Origin of the sequence: Erwinia aphidicola, from assembly GCF_024169515.1 — a bacterium.
Taxonomy (GTDB): domain Bacteria; phylum Pseudomonadota; class Gammaproteobacteria; order Enterobacterales; family Enterobacteriaceae; genus Erwinia; species Erwinia aphidicola.
Window position 1 is genome coordinate 3081227 of record NZ_JAMKCQ010000001.1, and the last position, 22782, is coordinate 3104008.

The following is a 22782-nucleotide window of genomic DNA, read 5'->3' on the forward strand; positions in this document are numbered from 1 at the left end:
AGGGGCATGCCCCTCCCGTTTTAAACCGGGTCAGGCATGCCTGACCCCTTCAGGCTTATTTGACCTCTAATCCTTTCGCCTGCATATCGGCATGATAAGAAGAGCGCACAAACGGGCCGCAGGCCGCGTGGGTGAAGCCCATTTCCATTGCGGCTTCTTTCATTTCATCAAACTCAGCCGGGCTAACGTAGCGCTGTACCGGCAGGTGGTGACGGCTTGGTTGCAGATACTGCCCCAGCGTCAGCATGGTCACACCGTGGCGACGCAGGTCGCGCATTACTTCAACGATTTCGGCGTTGGTTTCACCCAGACCGACCATCAGGCCGGACTTGGTTGGAATGTGCGGATGCGCTTCTTTAAAGCGTTCCAGCAGCTTCAGCGACCAGTCGTAGTTAGCACCCGGGCGAACCTGGCGGTAAACGCGCGGCACGTTCTCAAGATTATGGTTGAACACGTCTGGCGGAGTGGCAACCAGAATGTCCAGGGCGCGATCCATACGGCCACGGAAGTCCGGCACCAGCGTTTCGATCTTAATCGTGGGGCTTTTCTCGCGGATGGCGGTAATGCAGTCGGCAAAGTGCTGAGCACCGCCGTCGCGCAGATCGTCGCGGTCAACGGAAGTGATCACCACGTAGCGCAGCGCCATATCGGCGATAGTCTGCGCCAGTTTACCCGGCTCGTTAGCATCTGGCAGGGTTGGGCGGCCGTGTGCCACATCGCAGAATGGGCAGCGGCGGGTACAGATAGCCCCGAGGATCATAAAGGTCGCGGTACCGTGGTTGAAACACTCGGCAAGGTTAGGGCAGGAAGCCTCTTCGCAAACGGAGTGCAGACCATTTTTGCGCATCGCGGCTTTGATGCCCTGAATACGGCTGGAATCGGCGGGGAGTTTGATTTTCATCCATTCCGGCTTACGTAACACTTCCGTATGCTCGGTCACCACGGTTTTCACCGGGATCAACGCCATTTTGTCTGCATCGCGGTATTTGACACCGCGTTCCATCACGATCGGTTTACTCATAATCTTGCAGGTTCCAGGTTGGATTACGGTAGTCAATTCGTTGCCGAATCTGCATTACCGCGAACACTCAATGAGTTGGTGACTTTCAACTTTTTTTGATAAAGCGCAAAAAATTATATCATCTCCGCGCGGCAGATTCAGCACTGGCAGTGCGAGAAGCGTTACAGAATTGTAAATCAATCGCCATTTTATCCGCTATGTTAGCGGGAGTTCTGCGCTATTGCTCCACTGAATGTCAGTAATTGCCAGCTGGCGGGCAAAATTCTCAATCAGCAACGGCTTTACATCAGCCATTTGCACCGTCGGCTTAAGCTGCGACAGCTGGGTCATTTCCAGCCCGGCATAACCGCAGGGGTTGATGCGCAGGAACGGGGTGAGATCCATCGCCACGTTGAGCGCCAGGCCATGGAAAGAGCAGCCGTTGCGAATGCGCAGACCAAGCGAACAGATTTTTTTGCCGTCAACGTAGACCCCGGGGGCATCCGCGCGCGCGCTGGCGCTAACGCCGAGCTGTGCCAGCGTCTCCACCACCGTCTGTTCGATGGCGGTGACCAGCTGGCGCACGCCAACTTTACGCCGCTTCAGATTCACCATCACGTACATCACCTGCTGACCGGGGCCATGATAGGTCACCTGGCCACCGCGATCGCTCTGCACGACTGGAATGTCGCCAGGCATTAACAGGTGCTCGCTTTTTCCCGCCTGACCCTGGGTAAATATCGGGTGATGCTCGACCAGCCAGATCTCATCCGGCGTCGCATCATCGCGCTGGTCAGTGAACTGATGCATAGCGAGGGAAACGGGTGCCCATGGCTGCAGGCCAAGCTGGCGAACGATCAGAGTTTCTGGAGGCAAAGCGAAGGGTCCGGTTGGCAAAACAGGGGGAGTAGTATAACGCTGGTGCAGGGCAAGAACCATGCCCTCACCAGCATTCAGGAATTACAGCACCATGCGAACAATTTCGATTTTGCCTAATTCTTCATACAGGGTTTCGACCTGCTCGATATGCGTTGCGGTGATGGTGATCGACACCGAATGGTAGTTGCCTTTACTGCTGGGCTTCACGTCCGGTGAGTAGTCACCCGGCGCATGGCGCTGCACCACTTCAACCACTTGATCGACCAGCTCTGGCTGCGCCAGCCCCATCACTTTATAGGTAAAAGAGGTGGGGAATTCGAGCAGTTCTTTAAGGTTGGTTTTCATATTGACTCCGGTGACACAAATAAGGACTCCCGCCGTAGCGGGAGTTCACAGATACTAACAATATGGGGATATTTCAGGAAGATTTCAAGTAGGAGCCGATCGGCGCTCGGCCCGTCTGGTGCACGGCGATCGACCCTTAATCACAGCGGGGATCAACCAAACCAGTGATGGAACATCAGCTTAATGTAGTCAACGATGCGGCCGAAGAAACCGCCTTCCGGCATATCGTTCAGAACCACCAGAGGGTGCTGTTCAATGGTTTTGCCATCCAGCTGGAAGTTGATGCTGCCTACCACCTGATTTTTCTTCAGCGGCGCGTGCAGTTCAGTATTGCTCAGGGTGTAGCTGGCTTTCAGGTCTTTCATACGGCCGCGTGGAATCGTCAGATAGACATCTTTCTCGACGCCCAGCTGTACGCGATCGCTGTTACCGAACCACACCGGCTCAGAAGCAAACTCTTTACCGGCCTTCAGTGGCGCAACGGTTTCAAAGAAACGGAAGCCCCAGGTCAGCAGTTTTTTACTTTCTGTTTCACGCCCTTTGTAGGTATGACCGCCCATTACCGCAGAGATCAGGCGCATCTGGCCTTCTGTCGCGGAGGCCACCAGGTTGTAACCCGCCGCATCAGTATGCCCGGTTTTAATGCCGTCAACGTTCAGGCTGGTATCCCACAGCAGGCCGTTACGGTTCATCTGGCGGATATTGTTAAAGGTGAACTCTTTTTCATGGTAAACCGCGTACTCATCCGGCACGTCGCGGATCAGCGCACGGCCAATCAGCGCCATGTCGCGCGCCGAGCTGTACTGGCCTTCGGCATCGAGACCGTGCACGGTCTGGAAGTGAGTATTCTGCAGGCCCAGCGCTTTCACATAGTTGTTCATCAGCCCGACGAAGGCGTCCTGGCTGCCGGCCACATAGTCGGCCATCGCCACGCAGGCGTCATTACCGGACTGCAGCACGATACCGCGCGTCAGCTGGGAAACCGGCACGCGGTCGCCTGGCTTCAGGAACATCAGAGAAGAGCCTTTGAATACCGGGTTACCGGTTGCCCAGGCATCTTTGCCCACGGTGACGATATCATCCTGATGGATTTTGCCCGCTTTCACCGCCTGACCGATAACGTAACTGGTCATCATTTTGGTCAGGCTGGCCGGGTCGCGACGCGCGTCGGAATTCTTCTCTGCCAGTACCTTACCTGAGTTGTAGTCGATCAGAACATAGGCTTCAGCGTCAATGTCCGGCACGCCGGGGATCATGGTTTTGATGTTGACGTCATCGGCAAGAGCGACAGCGTTGAGGCTGAGCGCGATCAGGGTGCCTGTCGTCAGGCGTTTCAGTAATCGGGATGGGTTCAAAGTGTTCATGTAAGGACTACAACATCCATGGGCTAAGTTAAAAAAGTGACTCACTATAGCAAAATCATCCAGCCACAACCCGCCTAATTCAGGCGGGAAAGGGGGGATTTACCTGCTTAAGGTGCGACGGTAATAAACGATTGCTGCTGGGCTTCATTCGCCAGTCGCTGCTGCAAAGCGGCGGCCTGCGAACGCGAGCTGAATTGGCCCAGCTGCACGCGATAAACATTGTTGCGGCTATCGACAGAGCCGGGGACGCCGAACTGCTTGCCGAGGCTGCTGGCGAGCGCGCGGGCGCGGGTGCCGTCGCTCAGCGCGCCGACCTGCACCACGTAGGTGCCGGAGGCGCTGGCAGCTGGGGCAGCAGCCGCTGCTGCGGCCGGAGCGGCCACTGCAGCAGGGGCGGCAACCGGTTCGCTGCCTTCCAGCACGCCGTTTTGCAATGGCTGTGCGGCACCGAGGAAGCCACTGCTGCGCACTGGCGCGCCCATATTGTCTTCGCTATTCAGGGTGCTGTTATCCACCGGGCGCGACTGCTGCTGCTGCACTTCCTGCGGCTGCGGGCTGTTGTATTGCTGCGGCTGCGAGTTGCTCATAACGGCAGCGCCTGCGCCCATGGTCATGCCGCCACCGATATCCGGGCGTGAAGGCAGGGCATAGCTCTGCTTAGCGACCGTGGTCCCGATGGTGCCGGGGCCGGAAAGGCTACCGTCCGGCGCGACGCTGATGAAGTCAACGCGCACTTTGGTGTTGTTCGAGGTATTCAGGCGATCTGCGGCGGCACGCGACAGGTCAATAATACGGCCAGGCGTGTAGGGACCACGATCGTTGACGCGTACTACGATCATGCGGCCGTTGGCCAGATTCGTGACGCGCACGTAGCTTGGCAGCGGCAGCGTCGGGTGTGCCGCCGTCATGGCATTGGGGTCAAACTCTTCACCCGTGGCGGTACGATTGGTGCCCATCTCTTCGCCATACGACGCAGCCAGACCGGTTTGGCTAAAATTCGACGGGTCTTTCACTACCGTGTAGCTTTTGCCGTTAACCGAGTAATCCTGCAGGGTGCCGGGATTAAACGGTTCATAACGCGGCTCTGCACCGCCAATCTCCACCACCGGGCCGTTATAGGCGGCCTGCTGCTGCGTGACCGGCGCCTGCTGGTCGTTGTCTGTAGTACAGGCTGCCAGCAGTGCTGATGCCAGGGCAACCCAAAGCCAATCCTTACGCATGTGTTTATGCCTCTTAAACGCTCTTCGACAACAGTTTTCGGTGGGTGTGAATCGACATTATGATGCCAAACCCGGCCATCAGGACGATCAGTGCGGAGCCGCCATAGCTGACTAACGGTAACGGCACGCCTACCACCGGCAATATACCGCTTACCATGCCAATGTTAACAAAAACATAGACAAAGAAGATCAGCATTAATCCACCGGCCATCACGCGACCAAAGGTGGTCTGCGCACGTGCAGCCATCGTCAGGCCACGCATGATCAGCAGCACGTAGAGTATCAGCAGAATCAGTACCCCGACTAATCCTAATTCTTCGGCCAGTACCGCAAAAATAAAGTCGGTATGGCGTTCGGGCAAGAACTCAAGCTGTGACTGGGTTCCATGCAGCCAGCCCTTACCGCGCAGCCCGCCTGAGCCGATGGCGATTTTCGACTGGATAATATGGTAGCCCGCGCCGAGTGGGTCGCTTTCCGGGTCGAGCAGCATCATCACGCGGTCGCGCTGATAGTCGTGCATCAGGAAGAACCACAGCACCGGAATAAATGCCGCCACCAGCAGCACTGCAATGGCGATCAGCTTCCAGCTCATGCCGGAGAGGAACAGCACGAACAGCCCGGAGGCAGCGATCAATATTGCAGTACCGAGATCCGGCTGTGCCGCTACCAGCAGGGTTGGCATAAAGATCAGCACCAGCGCGATGGCGGTGTTTTTCAAGGTCGGCGGGCAGACATCGCGGTTAATAAAGCGTGCCACCATCAGCGGTACGGCGATTTTGGCAATCTCCGAGGGCTGGAAGCGCACCACGCCGAGGTCCAGCCAGCGCTGTGCCCCTTTACTGATCTGCCCGAAGGCGTCCACCGCGATCAGCAAGATCACGCAGATTATATAGAGGTAGGGCGCCCAGCCTTCATATACGCGCGGCGGGATTTGCGCCATCACCAGCATCACGACCACTCCCATGGCAATCTGACCGAGCTTGCGCTCCATCATGCCCGGATCCTGGCCGCTGGCACTCCACATCACCAGCGCGCTGTAAATCAGCAGCGCGGCGATGATCAGGCAAAATGTCGGATCAATATGGATACGCGTCCAGATTGTCCTTTTCTGATGGCTATCATTCATAACCGGTTATTCACCTTCGTAGCCTGGCGGCGTTGGCGCAGCGTCAGGCAGGTTAGTATTGTTATCGCCAAGAATAATGTGGTCGAGGATCTGGCGCATGATAGTCCCGACGGCCGGACCTGCGCCGCCGTTCTCAAGGATGATAGTGACGGCCACGCGGGGATGATCGTAAGGCGCAAAGGCCGTCATCAGCTTGTGGTCGCGCAGGCGTTCCGTCAGCTTGTGGGCGTTATAGGTTTCATTCGCTTTCAGGCCAAATACCTGTGCGGTACCTGACTTGGCGGCGATTTTATAGGAAGCGTCCGCAAAGCTCTTACGCGCAGTACCGTTTGGACGGTTCGCCACGCCATACATGCCGTCTTTGGCAATTTCCCAGTAGCCGGAGTGGACGTCTGCGACCGGGGCCTCCGGCGGCTGACGCCATGGCACTTTAGTGCTGCCCTGCATGGCGTCCATCATCAGATGCGGAGTTTTAATCACGCCATCGTTAATCAGGATCATCAACGCTTTGTTCATCTGTACCGGCGTGGCGGTCCAGTACCCCTGGCCGATACCCACCGGTATGGTGTCCCCCTGATACCAGGGTTTCTTGAAGCGCTTCATCTTCCAGTCACGGGTGGGCATGTTGCCGGCGGTCTCTTCGATCAGATCGATACCGGAAAGATGGCCGTAGCCGAATTTACTCATCCACTCGCCGAGCCGGTCGATGCCCATATCATAGGCAACCTGATAGAAGAAGGTATCCGCGGACTCTTCCAGCGATTTGGTGACGTTCAGGCGGCCGTGGCCCCAGCGTTTCCAGTCGCGGAAACGTTTTTCGGACCCGGGCAGCTGCCACCAGCCCGGGTCAAACAGGCTGGTGTTGCGGGTGATGACGCCGGCGGTCAGGGCGGACACCGCAATATACGGTTTCACCGTGGACGCTGGAGGGTAGGCGCCCTGTGTCGCGCGGTTAATCAACGGGCGGTTTTCATCATGCAGCAGGCGGTTATAGTCCTTGCTGGAGATACCGTCGACAAACAGGTTCGGGTCATAGCTGGGCATGGAGACCATCGCTAGTAATTCACCGTTACGCGGATCGCTGACCACTACGGCGGCACGACTGCCCGCCAGCAGCGTCTCAATATACTGCTGGAGCTTAAGGTCAATCGTCAGGTAGATATCGCGCCCGGCCTGCGGAGACTGCTCGTGCAGCTGGCGAATAACGCGGCCGCGGTTGTTCACTTCGACCTCTTCATACCCCGTTTTGCCGTGCAGTACATCTTCGTAATAGCGCTCAATACCCAGCTTGCCGATGTCGTGGGTGGCAGCATAGTTGGGCCACTTGCCCTCTTTATCCAGGCGCTCAACGTCGCGGTCGTTAATTTTCGACACGTAGCCGAGCACGTGGGTCAGGGCGGAGCCGTAAGGGTAGTAGCGGCGCTGATAGCCTTTGACTTCAACGCCGGGGAAACGGTACTGATTGACGGCAAAACGCGCTACCTGAACGTCATTCAGGCTGGTTTTCACCGCAATAGAGGTAAAGCGACGCGAGCGTTTGCGCTCTTTTTCAAATGCTTCAATATCTTCATCGGTCAGATCGACGATAGGCTTCAGCTCCTGCAGGACTTGCTGCAGGTTATCGACTTTTTCAGGCACCAGCTCGAGCTGGTAAATGGTGCGGTTAAGCGCCAGGGGGACGCCATTACGGTCGAAGATAATGCCACGGCTGGGCGCGACCGGAACCAGTTTGATGCGGTTCTCATTGGAGCGCGTGCTGTAGTCGTCAAAGCGGGTAATTTGCAGGTGGTAAAGGTTCGCCACCAGCACACCGGAAAGCAGCAAAATGCCAAAAAATGCGATTAGCGCCCGACGAACAAACAGCGTCTGCTCGGCGGTATAGTCACGAAAGGAGTTACGTTGTAATTTCATCCGCTGCTTTTGTCTGTCCGGTTAGCCTTATCCGTTACTCACGATGATAAGGATGATTCGCAGTAATGCTCCATGCACGATACAAACTCTCTGCAACCAACACGCGAACCAGCGGATGGGGCAGGGTCAGCGCTGAGAGTGACCAGCTTTGTTCCGCCGCGGCCTTGCAGGCGGGTGACAGGCCTTCCGGTCCGCCAATCAACAGGCTGACATCGCGGCCATCCTGCTTCCAGCGTTCCAGTTGACTGGCGAGCTGTGGGGTTTCCCACGGCTGGCCGGGTATATCCAGCGTGACGATGCGGTTGCCCTTACCGGTGGCTGCCAGCATCATTTCGCCTTCTTTTTCCAGAATGCGTTTGATATCGGCATTCTTGCCGCGCTTTCCGGCCGGGACCTCAGTCAGCTCGAATGGCATATCTTTCGGAAACCGACGCAGATATTCCATAAAACCCGTTTGAACCCAGTCCGGCATTTTGGTGCCAACGGCGACCAGTTGCAGCTTCACGGCTTAACTCCAGAGCTTTTCCAGTTCGTACAGCTGACGGCTGTCTGCTTCCATGACGTGAAGGATCACTTCACCGAGGTCAACAACCACCCAGTCACTTGGCGCACGGCTGTTAACGCGAAAAGCATCCAGACCGATCTGCTTCGCTTCCTGAACCACGTGTTCAGCGATGGAAACCAGATGGCGGGTTGAGGTGCCGGTGCAAATCACCATATAGCTGGTGATGCTTGATTTGCCCTGAACGTCGATAGCGACAATGTCCTGAGCTTTTAAATCGTCACATTTATCAATGACGAAGTCTTGGAGTGCTTGACCTTGCAAAAGGTTCCCCCTTGGGATTTAAGTCTGAAGGGTTATCGCATATTCACGCGTAAAGCGCTGTCGACAACCGTAACATGATGTTTTAGCCGGGCGAATGCCCCGAAAAATTAGCGGCGAAGTATATCACGCTGTGGCGGGTTGCGATATACACGTCCTACTTCGATCCGCAGGTGCGTTGGCTGCTCGCGCTCACCCGAATCACTTACTTGAGTAAGCTCATCGGGACTCGCTTGTTTGCCGCCTGCCTGCAATTCGAATTATTTTGTGTATAAACCTTCGCGATCGATGTAATCGCTGACGGCCGGGGGTAACAGGTCGCTATCTGACTTGCCCTGATGACGACGCGTGCGGATTTCGGTAGCCGAAATGTCGACCAGCGGAGTGTCGGCGAGAAACACCTTACCGGCGGGCGTTTGTTGCAGGAGCAGCGCGTCGCGCGTCAGATGCTGGTCCAGCCACCGTTGCAGCTCCGGCGTTTCCATCTCGCTGCGATAGCCCGGACGCTGACAGACCAGCAGATGACAGAATGACAGCAGCGCCTGCCAGCGGTGCCACTTATGTAAGGTTAGCAGGGAATCCTGACCGATGATAAAGGCCAGCGGCTGGCGCGCCCCGCGCTCGGCGCGCAGCTGTTCCAGCGTTTCGAGGGTGTAAGAGGGGGTGCTGCGCTGCATTTCACGCAGGTCCAGCTCGAACAGCGGGTTCCCGGCAATCGCCAGCCTGACCATTTCCACGCGCTGTGCGGGCGTGGCCTCCGGCTGCGGGCGATGCGGCGGCACGTTGTTTGGCATCAGCGTGACTTTTTGCAACCCGACCTGTGCGGCCAGCGCTTCAGCCGGCTGCAGGTGACCGTAGTGGATCGGGTCAAACGTGCCGCCGAGCAGCGCGTGCAGTTTAATGGTGTCACACATCACAGAAACTCGGCGGGAAAGCCGGGTGGCACAGCACCAGCGCCAGCGTCTCCAGCTCCGCCCAAACCGACTGGCCGTAATCCTGCTTCAGCGTCAGTTCGATGTGCGTCAGTGCGCGCACGGCCTGGCCCAGCTGCGCGCTGCTCAGGCGCTGCAGCGCATCGCTAAACAGCGTGCGGCGGTTCTGCCATACCCGGTGCTGGTCAAACAGCGTGCGCAGCGGCGTGCTGGCCATCTGGCGCTGCAGCGTCACCAGCAGCAGCAGATCGCGCTGCAGGGTGCGCAGCAGGATCACCGGTTCACTCTCTTCTGAACGCATCTGGCGCAGGATGTGCAGTGCGCGCTTACTTTTCCCGGCCAGCAGGGCATCAACCCAGTGGAACGGCGTGAAGTGCGCGGCATCATTGACCGCCTGCTCAACGCGCGGCAGCGTCAGTTTCCCGTCCGGCCACAGCAGAGCCAGCCGTTCCAGTGCCTGAGACAAGGCCAGCAGATTGCCTTCATAGCAGTAGCACAGCAGCTGATTGGCGGCATCATCCAGCGTCAGCTGCTGTTTTTTAGCGCGGGCCGCGACCCAGCGCGGTAGCTGCGCCTGTTCCGGCGTCTGGCAGGGAACCAGCACACCGTGGGCGCTCAGCGCCTTAAACCAGGCGCTGTTTTCCTGAGCTTTGGTGAGTTTACTGGCGCGCAGCACCAGCAGGATATCGCTGTGCAGCAGCGTGGAGAGCATGAGCAGCTGTTCGCTCATGGCGGCATTTGGGCCGTTTTCCGGCAAAATAAGCAGTAACGTCTGGCGGCTGGCAAACAGGCTGAGCTCCTGGCAGGTGGCAAATATATCCTGCCAGTCGGTTCCCGCTTCCAGCACTACGCTGAAATGTTCAGTAAATCCCTGCTGCTGGGCGGCGGCGCGGATTTCATCCTGCGCTTCCTGCAGCAGCAGCGGTTCATTACCGCTTAACAGATAACAGGCGCGCAGCCCCTCTCGGAGTTGCACGCCCAGTTGCTCAGGGTAAATCCTGATCATCGTGTGTAAGAGCTGTCCGACACGCTGTTGGCAGCACCCGGCAGGTTATCCACCGCTGAAGGCGTGCTGTCGAGCGTGTTAATGGCCGGGTTCTTTTCCGCCGCATGCACCGTCAGCAGCTTACGCACCAGCTGCTCAACCGCCTGAGTACGCATCTCATTCACAATGATCTGCTGCTCGGAGTCTTTTGCCAGCGCGGCCAGCGGGTTATCGAAGAATGAACGGTAGACGGTGGCGCTGATCGGATAGATGCCCTTATTCGGCACCAGCACCGAGGCGCTCACGGTCATCACCATCGAGTACTCGGCGGTTTTACCGTCCTGGAAGATCGAGGCGGTATCGCGGCCGCTCCTCTCACCCTGTAGACGCAGTGAAGGCACATCGGTGCGCTCCGCCGCGTTATCGAGGATGGTGACGTTGTTCAGACGCAGCTGTTCGCGCACGGCACGCGTCAGCGGGCCATACGGGTCAGCGGTATCAAGAACCAGCGTTTTCATCTCCGGCGGCACCGAGGTGGTGCCGCGCAGATGGTAGCCACAACCGGCGGTGATCAACACCGCCATGCCGAGTAATAACGAGACTATCGGATGTCGCACAATTCCTCCTGACATCAGCCCACGACCAGGTTAAGCAGCTTGCCCGGTACGTAAATCACTTTACGAATGGTGACGCCATCAAGATATTTGGCCACCAGATGCTCCTGCGCAGCGCGAGCCTGCACCTGTTCCTGGTTAGCGTCAGCTGCGACGGTAATCTTCCCGCGCACCTTGCCGTTAACCTGTACCACAACCAGCAGTGAATCTTCGACCATTGCCGCTTCGTCTGCCTGCGGCCACGGTGCGTTGTCGATGTCGCCCTCGCCACCCAGCGACTGCCACAGCACGAAGCTGGCGTGCGGAGTGAACGGGTTGAGCATGCGTACCACGGCCAGCAGCGCTTCCTGCATCAGCGCACGATCCTGCTCGCTCTCCTGCGGGGCACGGGCAAGTTTGTTCATCAGCTCCATAATCGCGGCAATCGCAGTGTTGAAGGTCTGACGGCGGCCGATATCATCGGACACTTTGTTAATGGTTTTATGCAGATCGCGACGCAGGGATTTCTGAGCGTCGTCCAGCGCATCAACGTCTAGCGCGACGGTTGCACCTTTTGCGGTGTGCTCAAAGGCCAGTTTCCAGACGCGCTTCAGGAAGCGGTTGGCCCCCTCCACACCGGACTCCTGCCACTCCAGCGTCATTTCCGCCGGGGAAGCGAACATCATGAACAGACGCACGGTGTCAGCACCGTAGCGCTCCACCATCACCTGCGGGTCGATGCCATTATTTTTTGACTTCGACATTTTGCTCATGCCGGCATAAACCAGCTCGTGGCCTGCTTCGTCTGTTGCTTTAGTAATACGGCCTTTTTCATCGCGCTCAACGGTGACGTCAACCGGAGAAACCCAGTTACGTTCGCCGTTGGCACCGCTGTAGTAGAAGGCATCTGCCAGCACCATACCCTGGCACAGCAGGCGTTTAGCCGGCTCGTCAGAGTTTACCAGCCCGGCATCACGCAGCAGCTTGTGGAAGAAGCGGAAGTAGAGCAGGTGCATGATGGCGTGCTCAATGCCCCCCACATACTGATCGACCGGCAGCCAGTAGTTAGCGGCCGCCGGGTCCAGCATGCCTTTGTCATAGTCCGGGCAGGTGTAGCGTGCGTAGTACCAGGAAGACTCCATAAAGGTATCAAAGGTATCGGTTTCGCGCAGCGCAGGCTGACCGTTGACGGTGGTTTTCGCCCACTCGGGGTCGGCTTTAATTGGGCTGGTAATGCCATCCATCACCACATCTTCCGGCAGGATCACCGGCAGCTGGTCTTCAGGCGTTGGCATCACGGTGCCATCTTCCAGCGTCACCATTGGAATTGGCGCACCCCAGTAACGCTGACGGGAGACACCCCAGTCGCGCAGGCGGTAGTTTACCTTACGCTCGCCAACCCCTTTGTCGGCCAGTTTGTTGGCAATGGCGTTGAAACCGTCTTCATAGGACAGACCGTCAAACTCACCGGAGTTAAACAGCGTGCCTTTTTCGGTCATCGCGGCTTCGCTCAGGTCTGGCGCGCTGCCGTCAGCGGCAAGGATCACCGGCTTGATGGCCAGGTCATACTTGGTGGCGAATTCCCAGTCGCGCTGGTCGTGGCCAGGTACGGCCATTACGGCACCGGTGCCGTATTCCATCAGCACAAAGTTTGCTACCCACACCGGCAATTTCTCACCGGTCAGTGGATGTTCAGCAAACAGGCCGGTCGCCATGCCTTTCTTCTCCATGGTCGCCATTTCAGCTTCGGCCACCTTGGTGTTCCGGCACTCGGCGATGAAGTCAGCCAGCGCCGGGTTGGTTGCGGACGCCTGAGCGGCCAGCGGGTGGCCCGCAGCGACGGCCAGGTAGGTCACACCCATAAAGGTGTCCGGGCGCGTGGTGTAGACGCTCAGCTTCTCTGCGCTGTCGATAACGCTGAACTCGATTTCCACCCCTTCGGAGCGGCCAATCCAGTTGCGCTGCATGGTTTTAACCTGCTCAGGCCAGCTTTCCAGCTTGTCGAGGTCATTCAGCAGTTCGTCGGCATAGTCGGTGATTTTGACAAACCACTGTGGGATCTCTTTGCGTTCAACCTTGGTGTCGCAGCGCCAGCAGCAGCCGTCAATAACCTGCTCGTTAGCCAGCACGGTCATGTCGTGCGGGCACCAGTTCACCGCCGAGGTCTTTTTGTAGACCAGGCCTTTTTCATACAGCTTGGTGAAGAACCACTGTTCCCAGCGGTAATACTCTGGCTGGCAGGTGGCGAGTTCGCGGTTCCAGTCATAGCCAAAGCCCAGCAGTTTCAGCTGGTTTTTCATGTAGTCGATGTTGGAGTAGGTCCACGGAGCCGGTGCGGTTTTGTTTTTCACCGCGGCGCCTTCAGCAGGCAGGCCGAAGGCATCCCAGCCGATTGGCTGCAGCACGTTTTTACCCAGCATGCGCTGGTAACGGGAGATCACGTCACCAATCGTATAGTTGCGCACGTGGCCCATGTGTAGGCGGCCAGAAGGATAGGGCAGCATGGAGAGGCAGTAATACTTCTCTTTACCTTCCTCTTCGGTCACTTTGAACGTTTGCTTCTTATCCCAGTGCTGCTGGACGTGGGATTCTATCTCTTCCGGGCGGTATTGCTCTTGCATAGTAGCCAGTGGTCCTTTGTATCGATTTTTTGTGTTCGTTCAGATCCGCATAGCATAGCTGATAAGCAACTGTGGCAACAACAGTAAGCGTCCTGATGGTGGGCATTTCTCTGCAAGCTGGAAGCGCGGCGGCAAAATTTATCGCTGAAACACGGTAAATTTTCAGCAGGCGCTAGAATGAGAGGAAACGCTTTCGTTATCAATAAGGAGAGTCTATGAACAAGGTCGCTCAGTATTATCGTGAGCTGGTATCTTCACTGACAACGCGTCTGGAACGCGGAGAACGCGATATCGATGCGCTGGTTGAGAGTGCGCGCCAGCGGATGAATAATCGTGGAGAGTTAACGCGCAGTGAAATTGATGACGTGAGCCGCGCCGTACGCCGCGATCTGGAAGAGTTTGCCCGCAGCTATGCCGAAAATCAGCAGGAGCTGGGCGACAGCGTGTTTATGCGCGTGATCCGGCAAAGCATCTGGAAGGAGCTGGCGGATATTACCGACAAAAGTCAGCTGGAGTGGCGTGAAGTATTCCAGGACCTCAACCATCATGGCGTGTATCAGAGTGGCGAAGTCGTGGGGTTAGGCAATCTGGTGTGTGAGACCTGCCAGTTTACCCGGGCGATCTACACCCCTGAGGTACTGACCCGCTGCCCGGAGTGCGGCCACGATCACTTCGTGCGTCAGCCGTTTGAACCGTAATACCTTTATTACGGGCGGACCAAAAACTGCGGTCCGCCCCTACATACACTTGACCAGTAGGGGCTGACCCTCTATTTCGGTCAGCCCTCAGGCAGGTTTAATGCAGGATCTTCGCGAGGAAGTCTTTAGCACGCTCCGACTGCGGATTGTTAAAGAACTCATCTTTCGGTGAGTCTTCAACAATCTTGCCTTCATCCATAAAGATGACGCGGTTCGCCACCTTACGCGCAAAGCCCATCTCGTGCGTCACCACCATCATCGTCATGCCTTCGTTAGCCAGTTCGACCATAACGTCCAGCACTTCATTGATCATCTCCGGATCTAGTGCCGAGGTCGGTTCATCGAACAGCATGGCGATGGGATCCATACAGAGCGCGCGGGCAATCGCCACGCGCTGCTGCTGCCCCCCGGAGAGCTGGCCAGGGAACTTGTTGGCATGTGCGCCCAGCCCGACACGCTCCAGCAGCTTCAGACCCTTTTGACGCGCTTCTTCTTTATTACGCTTCAGAACTTTTACCTGCGCCAGCGTCAGATTTTCAACAATCGACAGGTGCGGAAACAGTTCAAAGTGCTGGAACACCATCCCGACTTTTGAGCGCAGCTGCGCCAGGTTAGTTTTCTTATTGTTGACCGGGGTGCCATTAACTTCGATCAACCCCTTCTGCACCGGCTCAAGGCCGTTCACGGTTTTGATCAGCGTGGATTTACCGGAACCGGAAGGACCGCAAACCACCACCACTTCACCTTTTTTCACTTCGGTTGAGCAGTCGGTCAGCACCTGAAAGTGACCATACCACTTAGAAACATTTTTCAGGGTAATCATTTAAGCAGTCCTTTTTTTCTTTAAATAGCTGACCAACAGCGACGCGCTAAGGCTAATAACAAAGTAAACCGCACCGGCAAACAGCACCATTTCAATCTCGGTACCGTTATTCACCCCGATGGTATCGGCGGTACGGAAGAAATCGGCAAGGCTTAAGACATACACCAGTGAGGTATCCTGGAACAGCACGATGCCCTGCGTCAGCAGCAGCGGCACCATGGCGCGAAACGCCTGCGGCAGGATAATCAGCTTCATGGACTGCCACTGGGTCATGCCCAGCGCCAGCGCGGCGTTGCCCTGACCGCGGGCGATGCTCAAAATACCGGCGCGGATTATTTCCGAATAGTAGGCCGCTTCAAACAGCGAGAAGGCCACCATGGCTGAGATCAGGCGGATATCCGTTTTCGGCGACAGCCCCAGAACCTGCTGCAGGAAACTCGGCACCACCAGGTAAAACCACAGCAGCACCATCACCAGCGGCACAGAACGGAACAGATTGACGTAAATCTTGGCAAACCAGCTGATCGGCTTAAACGTCGACAGGCGCATTACTGCCAGCAGCGTGCCCCAGATAATGCCGAAGACCACCGCGGTGACGGTGATCTTAAGCGTGATGACCATGCCATTCCACAGGTAGGGCAGGTTAGGAACGATGGTGCTCCAGTCAAATTGGTACATTATTTGCCTCCCTGGCCCGGCAGGCGGACTTTGCGTTCAACCAGGCTCATCAGCAGCATGATCACCGCGTTAATTGCGATGTAGGCGAGGGTGATAGCAGTGAAAGATTCATAGGCGTGTGCCGAGTAGTCCAGCAGTTTCCCGGCCTGAGCGGCCATATCGACCAGGCCAATCGTCGAAGCGATAGCCGAGTTTTTTACCAGGTTCAGCATCTCCGAGGTCATCGGCGGCACGATCACGCGGTAGGCATTCGGTAACAGAACATAGCGATAGGTTTGCGGCAGCGTCAGGCCCATCGCCAGACCGGCATTCTTCTGTCCAGAAGGCAGCGACTGGATCGCCGCACGTACCTGTTCGCAGACGCGCGCGGCGGTAAATAAGCCCAGGCATAGCACGGAACAGGTAAAGAACTGGATGTTCGGATCGATCTCCGATTTAAACCACATGCCTATCCCTTCTGGCAGCAGCTCCGGCACCACCAGATACCAGATAAAGAATTGCACAATCAGCGGCACGTTACGGAACAGTTCAACGTAACAGGTGCCGAGTGAAGAGAGCAGGCGGTTAGGTACGGTACGTAAAATACCGAACAGTGAACCGACCAGCAGGGCGATTATCCAGGCGCAGACCGAGACGGCAATGGTGACCTGGAAACCAGACCATAACCAACCGAGGTAGGTAGTATTGCCGAAGGGGGCCTCCTGCAGGAATATTCCCCAGTTCCAATCAATAGACATAAAAAGCTCCGGTAAAAAAAGGGTAGCGACCGCTACCCTGAAGATTGATGAGAGGCTCTGCTGTGCTCGCCGGGGAACGACCGGCTTGCACCTTCACCGGGCCGTATGGTTTGAGCCATATCAGCCTGGCTGTGTCTGTCCGAGCCTGTTTTCAACAATCGTAGGGCAGCTACCTGCCCTTAACCCGTCCTAATTAACGTTGCTACTGCGTTGGCTTCACTCTTTCACCCCAGTCACTTACTTTCGTCAGCTCCCGGGGATTCATGCGCTTGCCGCCTTGTCGCCACGCTAATTATTCAGGATTTCTTTTGATTATTAATTCAATGCTTTGTCATTAGGTGTCTTGAACAGGGCTTTCATGTCGTCGGACAGTTCAAAGTTCATGTTCATATTCTTAGGTGGGATTGGCTGCTTGAACCATTTATCGAACCACTTAGCTGCTTCACCGGAAGTCTGTGCCTGAGCGATGGTGTCATCCATCAGCTTTTTAAACTCACCGTCACCTTTACGCAGCATACAGCCGTAGGCTTCTTTCGACTGTGGCGTACCGAGGATCTCCCAGCCATCCGGTTTTTTCGCCTTGGCACGTTCACCGGCCAGCAGGGCATCATCCATCATAAACGCCACGGCGCGGCCGCTTTCCAGCGTGCGGAAAGAGTCACCGTGATCTTTAGCGCTGATAATACGCATGCCCATTTTCTGCTCATCATTCAGCTTGTTCAGCAGAATTTCTGAGGTGGTGCCGGACGTCACAACCACGGTTTTGCCCTTCAGATCGGCGAAATCTTTAATCGGGCCGCCTTTTTTCACCAGCAGTCGGGTGCCGACAACAAAGATGCTGTCAGAGAACGCAGCCTGTTTCTGGCGCTCGAGGTTATTGGTGGTGGAACCACACTCAAAATCGTAGGTGCCGTTCTGCAACAGTGGGATACGGTTCTGAGAGGTGATCGGCAGCATTTTTACCTGCAGATCGGGCTTGTTCAGTTTTTTCTTGATGGCGTCAACAATCGCGTTGGAATAGTCCTGAGAGTAGCCCACCACTTTCTGAGCGTTATCGTAATAGGAGAACGGGACGGATGATTCACGGTGACCTACGACGATGACGCCGTTTTTGGCAATTTTTTCCAGGGTAGGCATTTGCTGTTGAGCATCCGCAGCGGCCTGTGGTTTGGCGTCCTCAGCATGAGCGATACCGGAGGCGAATCCTGCCAGTGCAAGGCAAAGCCCCAGTTTCCGTAATTTCATGTTCCTACTCCTTTGCAGTTGTGGCGCGAAATAAAACTGCGCCGACGTGATGTTGTGTGTGTATTTCCTGCTAATTATCTGTTTTTTTTCACGGCTTAACGCGTGTGGTTCCCCAATAACATAGCTGAATGTTAACGGCATGAAATGAAAAAGTTTCTTTTTTGCGAGGTGCGCCGCACCAAATGTGGGCGGTATTCCAGGCAATGCTCCGCAAGGGTGCAATTAATGCGCCTTAGCGGTGCGGGGACGATTTCATCGTGACATTCGTCGGGGGCCAGCACAGGTTTCCATGGAAACAATCCATAAAAACATAGCAATCATCGTGCCAATGGGGGAGTTTTAACAAAAGTGCAGCATAAACTGTGGGGAAGGGGGAGAGTAGCATGAGGTGGGGCTGACCATTTTTTCCGGTCAGCCCGCAATAGGGCAGGCAAGGGTCGAGCGAAAAGAGCATCGACCCCGACTGACTACTTACGACGACAACGACGTGAACCAATCAGACCGGCAATAGCAAACAGCAATGAGATCGCCCAGATGCCCCAGTTGCCGATGCGGGCATAAGGCGTCAGGCCGGTAGTCGGGGTCACTTTCGCCGCTAACACTTCCGCTTTGAACTGCGGAATGATGTGGATGATGTCACCGCTGGCATCGACCACTGCCGTCACGCCGTTATTCGTGCTGCGCAGCAGTGGGCGGCCCAGCTCCAGCGCGCGCATACGCGCCATCTGCAAGTGCTGCCACGGCCCGATAGAGTGACCAAACCAGGCATCGTTCGAAATCGTGAGCAGGAAGTTGGTATCCGGACGGAAGTTGTCACGCACCTGCTGCCCCAGCACGATTTCGTAGCAAATGGCGGCGGTGAGGTTATAGCCCGCCACCTGCAGCTGCGGCTGGACGTAGCTGCCGCGGCTGAATGACGACATCGGCAGGTCGAAGAAGGGCGCCAGCGGCCGCAGCAGCGACTCCAGCGGGACAAATTCCCCGAACGGCACCAGATGATTCTTCTGGTAGCGGTTGCCGCTGAAGTAGTTGTAAGGCTGCGGGCCGCCCAGCACGATGATGGTGTTGTAATCGTGGTAGCGATTACTCTGCAGGCGTGAATCGACGATGCCGGTCACCAGGCTGCTGCCACTGTCGCGCAGCTGGTCATCCACTGACTTCAGGAACGGCTGCTGGTTGGTTTCCAGATCGGGAATGGCGGATTCTGGCCAGATGATGATCGGAGCTTTACCCACGTACGGGCGGCTGAGCGCCGTGTAGGTTTTCAGCGTATTGATCAGCTGATTCGGGTCCCACTTCAGGGACTGCTCAATGTTGCCCTGCACCATTGCAACGTTCACCGCCCGTTCAGGCAGCGGCTGGAACCAGCTAATCAGACGCAGCGGCCACGGCAGCAGCAGCAGGGCGGCGGCGGCGATAGCAGGGACCAGACGGCGCTGCACCAGGGCATAAACCGCCAGGCCTGCAATCACCATCAGCAGGAAGGTGATGCCTTCTACGCCCAGCAGCGGAGCTAACCCTTTCAGCGGGCCGTTGATCTGGCTGTAGCCAAACTGCAGCCACGGAAAGCCGGTCAGCACCCAGCCGCGCAGAAATTCACTGATCTGCCACAGCACCGGAGCCGCAATCGCCAGGCGCAGCAGCGAGGCTTGCGGACACAGGCGGTTAAGCAGCGTGGTGAACAGCAGCGTGTAGAGCGACAGGTAGGCGGCCAGCAGCAGTACAAGGAAAACATTTACCGGCCCTGGCATTCCGCCGAAGGTTGCGATGCTGACATATACCCAGTTGATACCGCTGCCAAACAGGCCAAAGCCCCAGACAAAACCAATGGCGCTGGCCTGGCGGGTGGTGCGGTTAAGGGTTAATGCCTGCAGGCCAAACAGTGAAACTAAAGCAGCAGGCCAGAAATCATACGGGGAGAAAGAAAGGGTGCCAATGGCACCCGTAATCAGCGCTAAAAGCAGGCGAACCCGCTGGCGCTGGTAGATTGAGGCAATTGCCATACGGTAGTTACTCTTCCAGAGTCGGTTGCGGCGAATTTTCCGGGATACGGACATGGACCTGAATAATACGACGGCTGTCCGCCATCGCCACTTTAAACTGGTAACCGTCAATCTCAATACTTTCACCGCGGGCCGGCAGATGGCCGAAGCCCTGCATCACCAGGCCACCGATGGTGTCGACCTCTTCGTCACTGAAGCTGGTCTCGAAGACTTCATTAAAATCTTCGATCGGCGTCAGTGCCCGGATAGTGTAGGTGTGGCGACTCAGCTGACGAATATCGCGATCTTCTTCATCGTCATACTCATCTTCAATTTCACCGACAATCAGCTCGAGGATATCCTCAATGGTGACCAGACCGGAAACGCCACCGAATTCATCAATCACAATCGCCATATGGTACCGCTGCGAGCGGAACTCTTTCAGCATGCGGTCAACGCGCTTGCTTTCCGGTACCACCACCGCAGGGCGCAGAACCTTTTCGATGCTGAAAGGCTCAGATTCACTGCTCATAAACGGCAGCAGATCCTTGGCCATCAGGATGCCTTCAACATGGTCCTTGTCTTCACTGATTACCGGGAAACGTGAGTGCGCGGAGTCAATAATGACCCCAAGGCACTCTTCCAGCGTCTGGTTACGCTTCAGCGTCACCATCTGGGAGCGGGGGATCATAATGTCACGTACCCGCTGTTCGGCAATATCCATCACCCCTTCCAGCATGTCCCTGGTATCCGGGTCAATCAGGTCATTCTGTTCGGAGTCGCGGATCAGTTCCAGCAGGTCGTCACGGTTTTTTGGCTCACCGTGAAAAAGCTGGTTGAGAATGAGTGAAAAAAATCCCTTTTTACTCGGGGGACTGTCATTATTTTGTGAATGGTCATCGCTCATGGCGTTTTTGAGTTTGTCTCTCTGTTGTGTGATCGGCTGCCCCGAATTATTCAGGGGCAGGCGTGTTTACCCTTGATACTTCGAACGGCAGGTGCGTTGGCTGCGCTCGCTCGTCCCCGTCACATAGCTGACTGTGTTGCCGGGAACTCTCGATCTGGCCGCCTTGCTGCAATTCGAATCATTTTGGGTTAGTTCAGTTATTCTTTCTCCGAAATGTACGGATCGGGATACCCGAGAGCAAGCATTATCTCGGTTTCCAGCGATTCCATCTCTTCGGCTTCTTCATCTTCGATGTGATCATAACCCAGCAGGTGAAGGCTACCGTGGATCACCATGTGCGCCCAGTGGGCCTCCAGCGCTTTTTCCTGCTCTGCAGCTTCCTGCTCAACCACCTGACGGCAGATGATCAGATCGCCCAACAGCGGCAGCTCAATACCCGGTGGTGCTTCAAACGGGAATGAGAGCACGTTGGTCGGCTTATCCTTGCTGCGATAGGTGTGGTTCAACTCACGGCTCTCCGCCTCATCAACCAGACGGATTGTGACTTCGCTTTCCGGCTGGAACTGCGGCAGAACCGCCTCCAGCCAGCGCTGAAAGTCCGACTCTGGCGGCAGACCCTGCGCGTTCTCGCAGGCAAGCTGCAGATCAAGAATCACATTACTCATTTGTTCTCCTGTGAAGCCTGCTGAGCAGCAAGCGCTTCACGTTTACGTTCTTCTGCCTGAGCATCGCGACGTTTCTGGTCGGCGGCTTCCCAGGCTTCATAGGCCACGACGATACGTGCCACCACCGGATGGCGCACCACGTCTTCACTGTGGAAAAAGTTAAAGCTCAACTCTTTCACGTCGGACAGCACCTCAATGGCGTGGCGCAGGCCGGACTTCAGGTTGCGCGGCAGGTCAATCTGCGTCACGTCACCGGTGATTACCGCTTTGGAATTAAATCCAATGCGCGTGAGGAACATCTTCATCTGTTCGATGGTGGTGTTCTGGCTTTCATCGAGGATGATGAAGGCATCGTTCAGCGTACGGCCGCGCATATAGGCCAGCGGCGCGACTTCGATGACGTTGCGCTCAATCAGCTTTTCAACGCGCTCAAAACCGAGCATCTCGAACAGAGCGTCGTACAGCGGGCGCAGGTAAGGGTCAACCTTTTGGCTCAGGTCGCCCGGCAGGAAGCCAAGCTTTTCTCCGGCCTCTACCGCCGGGCGGGTCAGCAGAATGCGGCGGATCTCCTGGCGCTCCAGCGCATCGACCGCTGCCGCCACGGCCAGATAGGTTTTACCCGTTCCGGCTGGGCCGATGCCGAAGGTCACATCGTGGTCGAGGATGTTGGCCACATACTGCGCCTGATTTGGCGTACGTGGCTTAATCACGCCACGTTTGGTCTTGATGTGAATCGCTTTGCCAAACTCAGGCACGCTGTCGGCTGTCTGCTCCAGCACGCGGCTCTCTTTCACCGCCAGATGGATCTGTTCCGGATCGATATCCGGAATGTGGCCGCGTATCGGGGCGGTATCCACATACAGATGGCGCAGGATATCGGCAGCGGCGTCGACACTCAGCGCACGGCCAACCAGCTTAAAGGCATTCTCACGGCGATTAATCTCAATCCCCAGACGGCGCTCGAGCAGCTTGATATTGTCATCAAACGGGCCACACAGGCTCAGCAACCGGGTATTGTCGATGGGTTCCAGAGTTATTTCACGTGTTTCAATATTCAAACTAATCCTTTGGGTCACATAGGGCCAGGTTGAGAAATGGATGGCGAGACGGGCTTTAACAGCAGAGCCATAGCGAAATTATTTATGGCGAAGCGCAAAGCTGCAAGCGTCCGTGTGGATATTTGGGCGCGTGTTTCAGAAAGCAAGTGTAACGCGATGAAATGATGCGGCACATCTGAAGACGTGCCGC

The 22782-nt window shown here is 56.4% G+C and carries 22 protein-coding genes; 1 reads left to right on the top strand and 21 read right to left on the bottom strand.

Features of this window, described 5'->3' with window-relative positions; all coding sequences use genetic code 11:
- Positions 1-55: 55 nt before the first annotated feature.
- The 13 genes from lipA to leuS all read right to left on the bottom strand — a co-directional run bounded on the left by lipA (position 56) and on the right by leuS (position 13799).
- Positions 56-1021, bottom strand: a complete 966-nt coding sequence (lipA, locus tag J2Y91_RS14410) for a lipoyl synthase (RefSeq protein WP_133624185.1) — start codon at positions 1019-1021, stop codon at positions 56-58.
- Positions 1022-1216: 195 nt separating this feature from the next.
- A complete protein-coding gene (gene lipB, locus J2Y91_RS14415) occupies positions 1217-1876 on the bottom strand; it encodes a lipoyl(octanoyl) transferase LipB (protein WP_133624184.1) in 660 nt (219 codons plus the stop codon).
- 84 nt (positions 1877-1960) lie between these two features.
- Positions 1961-2224: a DUF493 family protein YbeD gene (gene ybeD / locus J2Y91_RS14420; protein WP_048916777.1), complete on the bottom strand. Its 264-nt coding sequence runs from the start codon at positions 2222-2224 to the stop codon at positions 1961-1963.
- Positions 2225-2376: 152 nt separating this feature from the next.
- Positions 2377-3588 carry a D-alanyl-D-alanine carboxypeptidase DacA gene (gene dacA, locus J2Y91_RS14425; RefSeq protein WP_133624183.1) on the bottom strand — a complete coding sequence of 404 codons (1212 nt, stop codon included), beginning with the start codon at positions 3586-3588 and terminating at the stop codon, positions 2377-2379.
- Between the two features lie 107 nt (positions 3589-3695).
- The gene (gene rlpA / locus J2Y91_RS14430; protein WP_133624182.1) at positions 3696-4808 is read right to left on the bottom strand and encodes an endolytic peptidoglycan transglycosylase RlpA; all 1113 of its coding nucleotides are present in this window, start codon (positions 4806-4808) and stop codon (positions 3696-3698) included.
- Between the two features lie 13 nt (positions 4809-4821).
- Positions 4822-5934 carry a peptidoglycan glycosyltransferase MrdB gene (mrdB, locus tag J2Y91_RS14435; protein WP_048916774.1) on the bottom strand — a complete coding sequence of 371 codons (1113 nt, stop codon included), beginning with the start codon at positions 5932-5934 and terminating at the stop codon, positions 4822-4824.
- A gap of 6 nt (positions 5935-5940) precedes the next feature.
- A complete protein-coding gene (gene mrdA / locus J2Y91_RS14440; protein WP_048916773.1) occupies positions 5941-7845 on the bottom strand; it encodes a peptidoglycan DD-transpeptidase MrdA in 1905 nt (634 codons plus the stop codon).
- Between the two features lie 34 nt (positions 7846-7879).
- On the bottom strand, positions 7880-8350 hold the full coding sequence (rlmH, locus tag J2Y91_RS14445; RefSeq protein ID WP_012442067.1) for a 23S rRNA (pseudouridine(1915)-N(3))-methyltransferase RlmH: 471 nt from the start codon (positions 8348-8350) through the stop codon (positions 7880-7882).
- Positions 8351-8353: 3 nt separating this feature from the next.
- Complete coding sequence (gene rsfS / locus J2Y91_RS14450; RefSeq protein ID WP_048916772.1) at positions 8354-8671, bottom strand: ribosome silencing factor; 318 nt, start codon at positions 8669-8671, stop codon at positions 8354-8356.
- A 257-nt stretch (positions 8672-8928) separates the two neighbouring features.
- The gene (gene nadD, locus J2Y91_RS14455) at positions 8929-9582 is read right to left on the bottom strand and encodes a nicotinate-nucleotide adenylyltransferase (RefSeq protein WP_133624181.1); all 654 of its coding nucleotides are present in this window, start codon (positions 9580-9582) and stop codon (positions 8929-8931) included.
- A complete protein-coding gene (gene holA, locus J2Y91_RS14460) occupies positions 9575-10606 on the bottom strand; it encodes a DNA polymerase III subunit delta (RefSeq protein ID WP_133624180.1) in 1032 nt (343 codons plus the stop codon). Before holA ends, nadD begins: the two co-directional genes overlap by 8 nt.
- A complete protein-coding gene (gene lptE, locus J2Y91_RS14465) occupies positions 10603-11202 on the bottom strand; it encodes an LPS assembly lipoprotein LptE (RefSeq protein ID WP_048916769.1) in 600 nt (199 codons plus the stop codon). The genes holA and lptE overlap by 4 nt, the downstream gene beginning before the upstream one ends.
- Before the next feature lie 14 nt (positions 11203-11216).
- Positions 11217-13799, bottom strand: coding sequence for a leucine--tRNA ligase (gene leuS, locus J2Y91_RS14470; protein ID WP_133624179.1), 2583 nt, complete (start codon positions 13797-13799; stop codon positions 11217-11219).
- Between the two features lie 215 nt (positions 13800-14014).
- On the opposite strand from leuS, the gene J2Y91_RS14475 reads away from it, so the two are divergent.
- Positions 14015-14497, top strand: a complete 483-nt coding sequence (locus tag J2Y91_RS14475) for a zinc ribbon-containing protein (protein WP_048916767.1) — start codon at positions 14015-14017, stop codon at positions 14495-14497.
- Positions 14498-14594: 97 nt separating this feature from the next.
- Here J2Y91_RS14475 and J2Y91_RS14480 read toward each other — a convergent pair whose 3' ends face one another.
- The 8 genes from J2Y91_RS14480 to J2Y91_RS14515 all read right to left on the bottom strand — a co-directional run bounded on the left by J2Y91_RS14480 (position 14595) and on the right by J2Y91_RS14515 (position 22592).
- Positions 14595-15320 carry an amino acid ABC transporter ATP-binding protein gene (locus tag J2Y91_RS14480; protein ID WP_048916766.1) on the bottom strand — a complete coding sequence of 242 codons (726 nt, stop codon included), beginning with the start codon at positions 15318-15320 and terminating at the stop codon, positions 14595-14597.
- Positions 15321-15998, bottom strand: coding sequence for a glutamate/aspartate ABC transporter permease GltK (gene gltK, locus J2Y91_RS14485; RefSeq protein WP_099753574.1), 678 nt, complete (start codon positions 15996-15998; stop codon positions 15321-15323).
- Entirely contained in the window at positions 15998-16735 is a 738-nt protein-coding gene (locus J2Y91_RS14490; protein ID WP_048916764.1) for an amino acid ABC transporter permease, read from the bottom strand. The genes gltK and J2Y91_RS14490 overlap by 1 nt, the downstream gene beginning before the upstream one ends.
- A 315-nt stretch (positions 16736-17050) precedes the next feature.
- Entirely contained in the window at positions 17051-17980 is a 930-nt protein-coding gene (locus J2Y91_RS14495; protein ID WP_048916763.1) for an amino acid ABC transporter substrate-binding protein, read from the bottom strand.
- Between the two features lie 467 nt (positions 17981-18447).
- On the bottom strand, positions 18448-19983 hold the full coding sequence (gene lnt, locus J2Y91_RS14500; protein WP_133624178.1) for an apolipoprotein N-acyltransferase: 1536 nt from the start codon (positions 19981-19983) through the stop codon (positions 18448-18450).
- Between the two features lie 7 nt (positions 19984-19990).
- A complete protein-coding gene (corC, locus tag J2Y91_RS14505) occupies positions 19991-20869 on the bottom strand; it encodes a CNNM family magnesium/cobalt transport protein CorC (RefSeq protein ID WP_048916761.1) in 879 nt (292 codons plus the stop codon).
- 197 nt (positions 20870-21066) lie between these two features.
- Positions 21067-21534 carry an rRNA maturation RNase YbeY gene (gene ybeY, locus J2Y91_RS14510; RefSeq protein WP_048916760.1) on the bottom strand — a complete coding sequence of 156 codons (468 nt, stop codon included), beginning with the start codon at positions 21532-21534 and terminating at the stop codon, positions 21067-21069.
- Entirely contained in the window at positions 21531-22592 is a 1062-nt protein-coding gene (locus J2Y91_RS14515) for a PhoH family protein (RefSeq protein ID WP_048916759.1), read from the bottom strand. Before J2Y91_RS14515 ends, ybeY begins: the two co-directional genes overlap by 4 nt.
- Positions 22593-22782: the final 190 nt, after the last annotated feature.

Coding starts and splice junctions, on each gene's coding strand:
- lipA (WP_133624185.1), bottom strand. CDS start 1,021: ATGAGTAAACCGATCGTGATGGAACGCGGTGTCAAATACCGCGATGCA.
- ybeD (WP_048916777.1), bottom strand. CDS start 2,224: ATGAAAACCAACCTTAAAGAACTGCTCGAATTCCCCACCTCTTTTACC.
- dacA (WP_133624183.1), bottom strand. CDS start 3,588: ATGAACACTTTGAACCCATCCCGATTACTGAAACGCCTGACGACAGGC.
- rlpA (WP_133624182.1), bottom strand. CDS start 4,808: ATGCGTAAGGATTGGCTTTGGGTTGCCCTGGCATCAGCACTGCTGGCA.
- mrdB (WP_048916774.1), bottom strand. CDS start 5,934: ATGAATGATAGCCATCAGAAAAGGACAATCTGGACGCGTATCCATATT.
- mrdA (WP_048916773.1), bottom strand. CDS start 7,845: ATGAAATTACAACGTAACTCCTTTCGTGACTATACCGCCGAGCAGACG.
- nadD (WP_133624181.1), bottom strand. CDS start 9,582: ATGTGTGACACCATTAAACTGCACGCGCTGCTCGGCGGCACGTTTGAC.
- holA (WP_133624180.1), bottom strand. CDS start 10,606: ATGATCAGGATTTACCCTGAGCAACTGGGCGTGCAACTCCGAGAGGGG.
- leuS (WP_133624179.1), bottom strand. CDS start 13,799: ATGCAAGAGCAATACCGCCCGGAAGAGATAGAATCCCACGTCCAGCAG.
- J2Y91_RS14475 (WP_048916767.1), top strand. CDS start 14,015: ATGAACAAGGTCGCTCAGTATTATCGTGAGCTGGTATCTTCACTGACA.
- J2Y91_RS14480 (WP_048916766.1), bottom strand. CDS start 15,320: ATGATTACCCTGAAAAATGTTTCTAAGTGGTATGGTCACTTTCAGGTG.
- gltK (WP_099753574.1), bottom strand. CDS start 15,998: ATGTACCAATTTGACTGGAGCACCATCGTTCCTAACCTGCCCTACCTG.
- J2Y91_RS14490 (WP_048916764.1), bottom strand. CDS start 16,735: ATGTCTATTGATTGGAACTGGGGAATATTCCTGCAGGAGGCCCCCTTC.
- J2Y91_RS14495 (WP_048916763.1), bottom strand. CDS start 17,980: ATGAAATTACGGAAACTGGGGCTTTGCCTTGCACTGGCAGGATTCGCC.
- lnt (WP_133624178.1), bottom strand. CDS start 19,983: ATGGCAATTGCCTCAATCTACCAGCGCCAGCGGGTTCGCCTGCTTTTA.
- corC (WP_048916761.1), bottom strand. CDS start 20,869: ATGAGCGATGACCATTCACAAAATAATGACAGTCCCCCGAGTAAAAAG.
- ybeY (WP_048916760.1), bottom strand. CDS start 21,534: ATGAGTAATGTGATTCTTGATCTGCAGCTTGCCTGCGAGAACGCGCAG.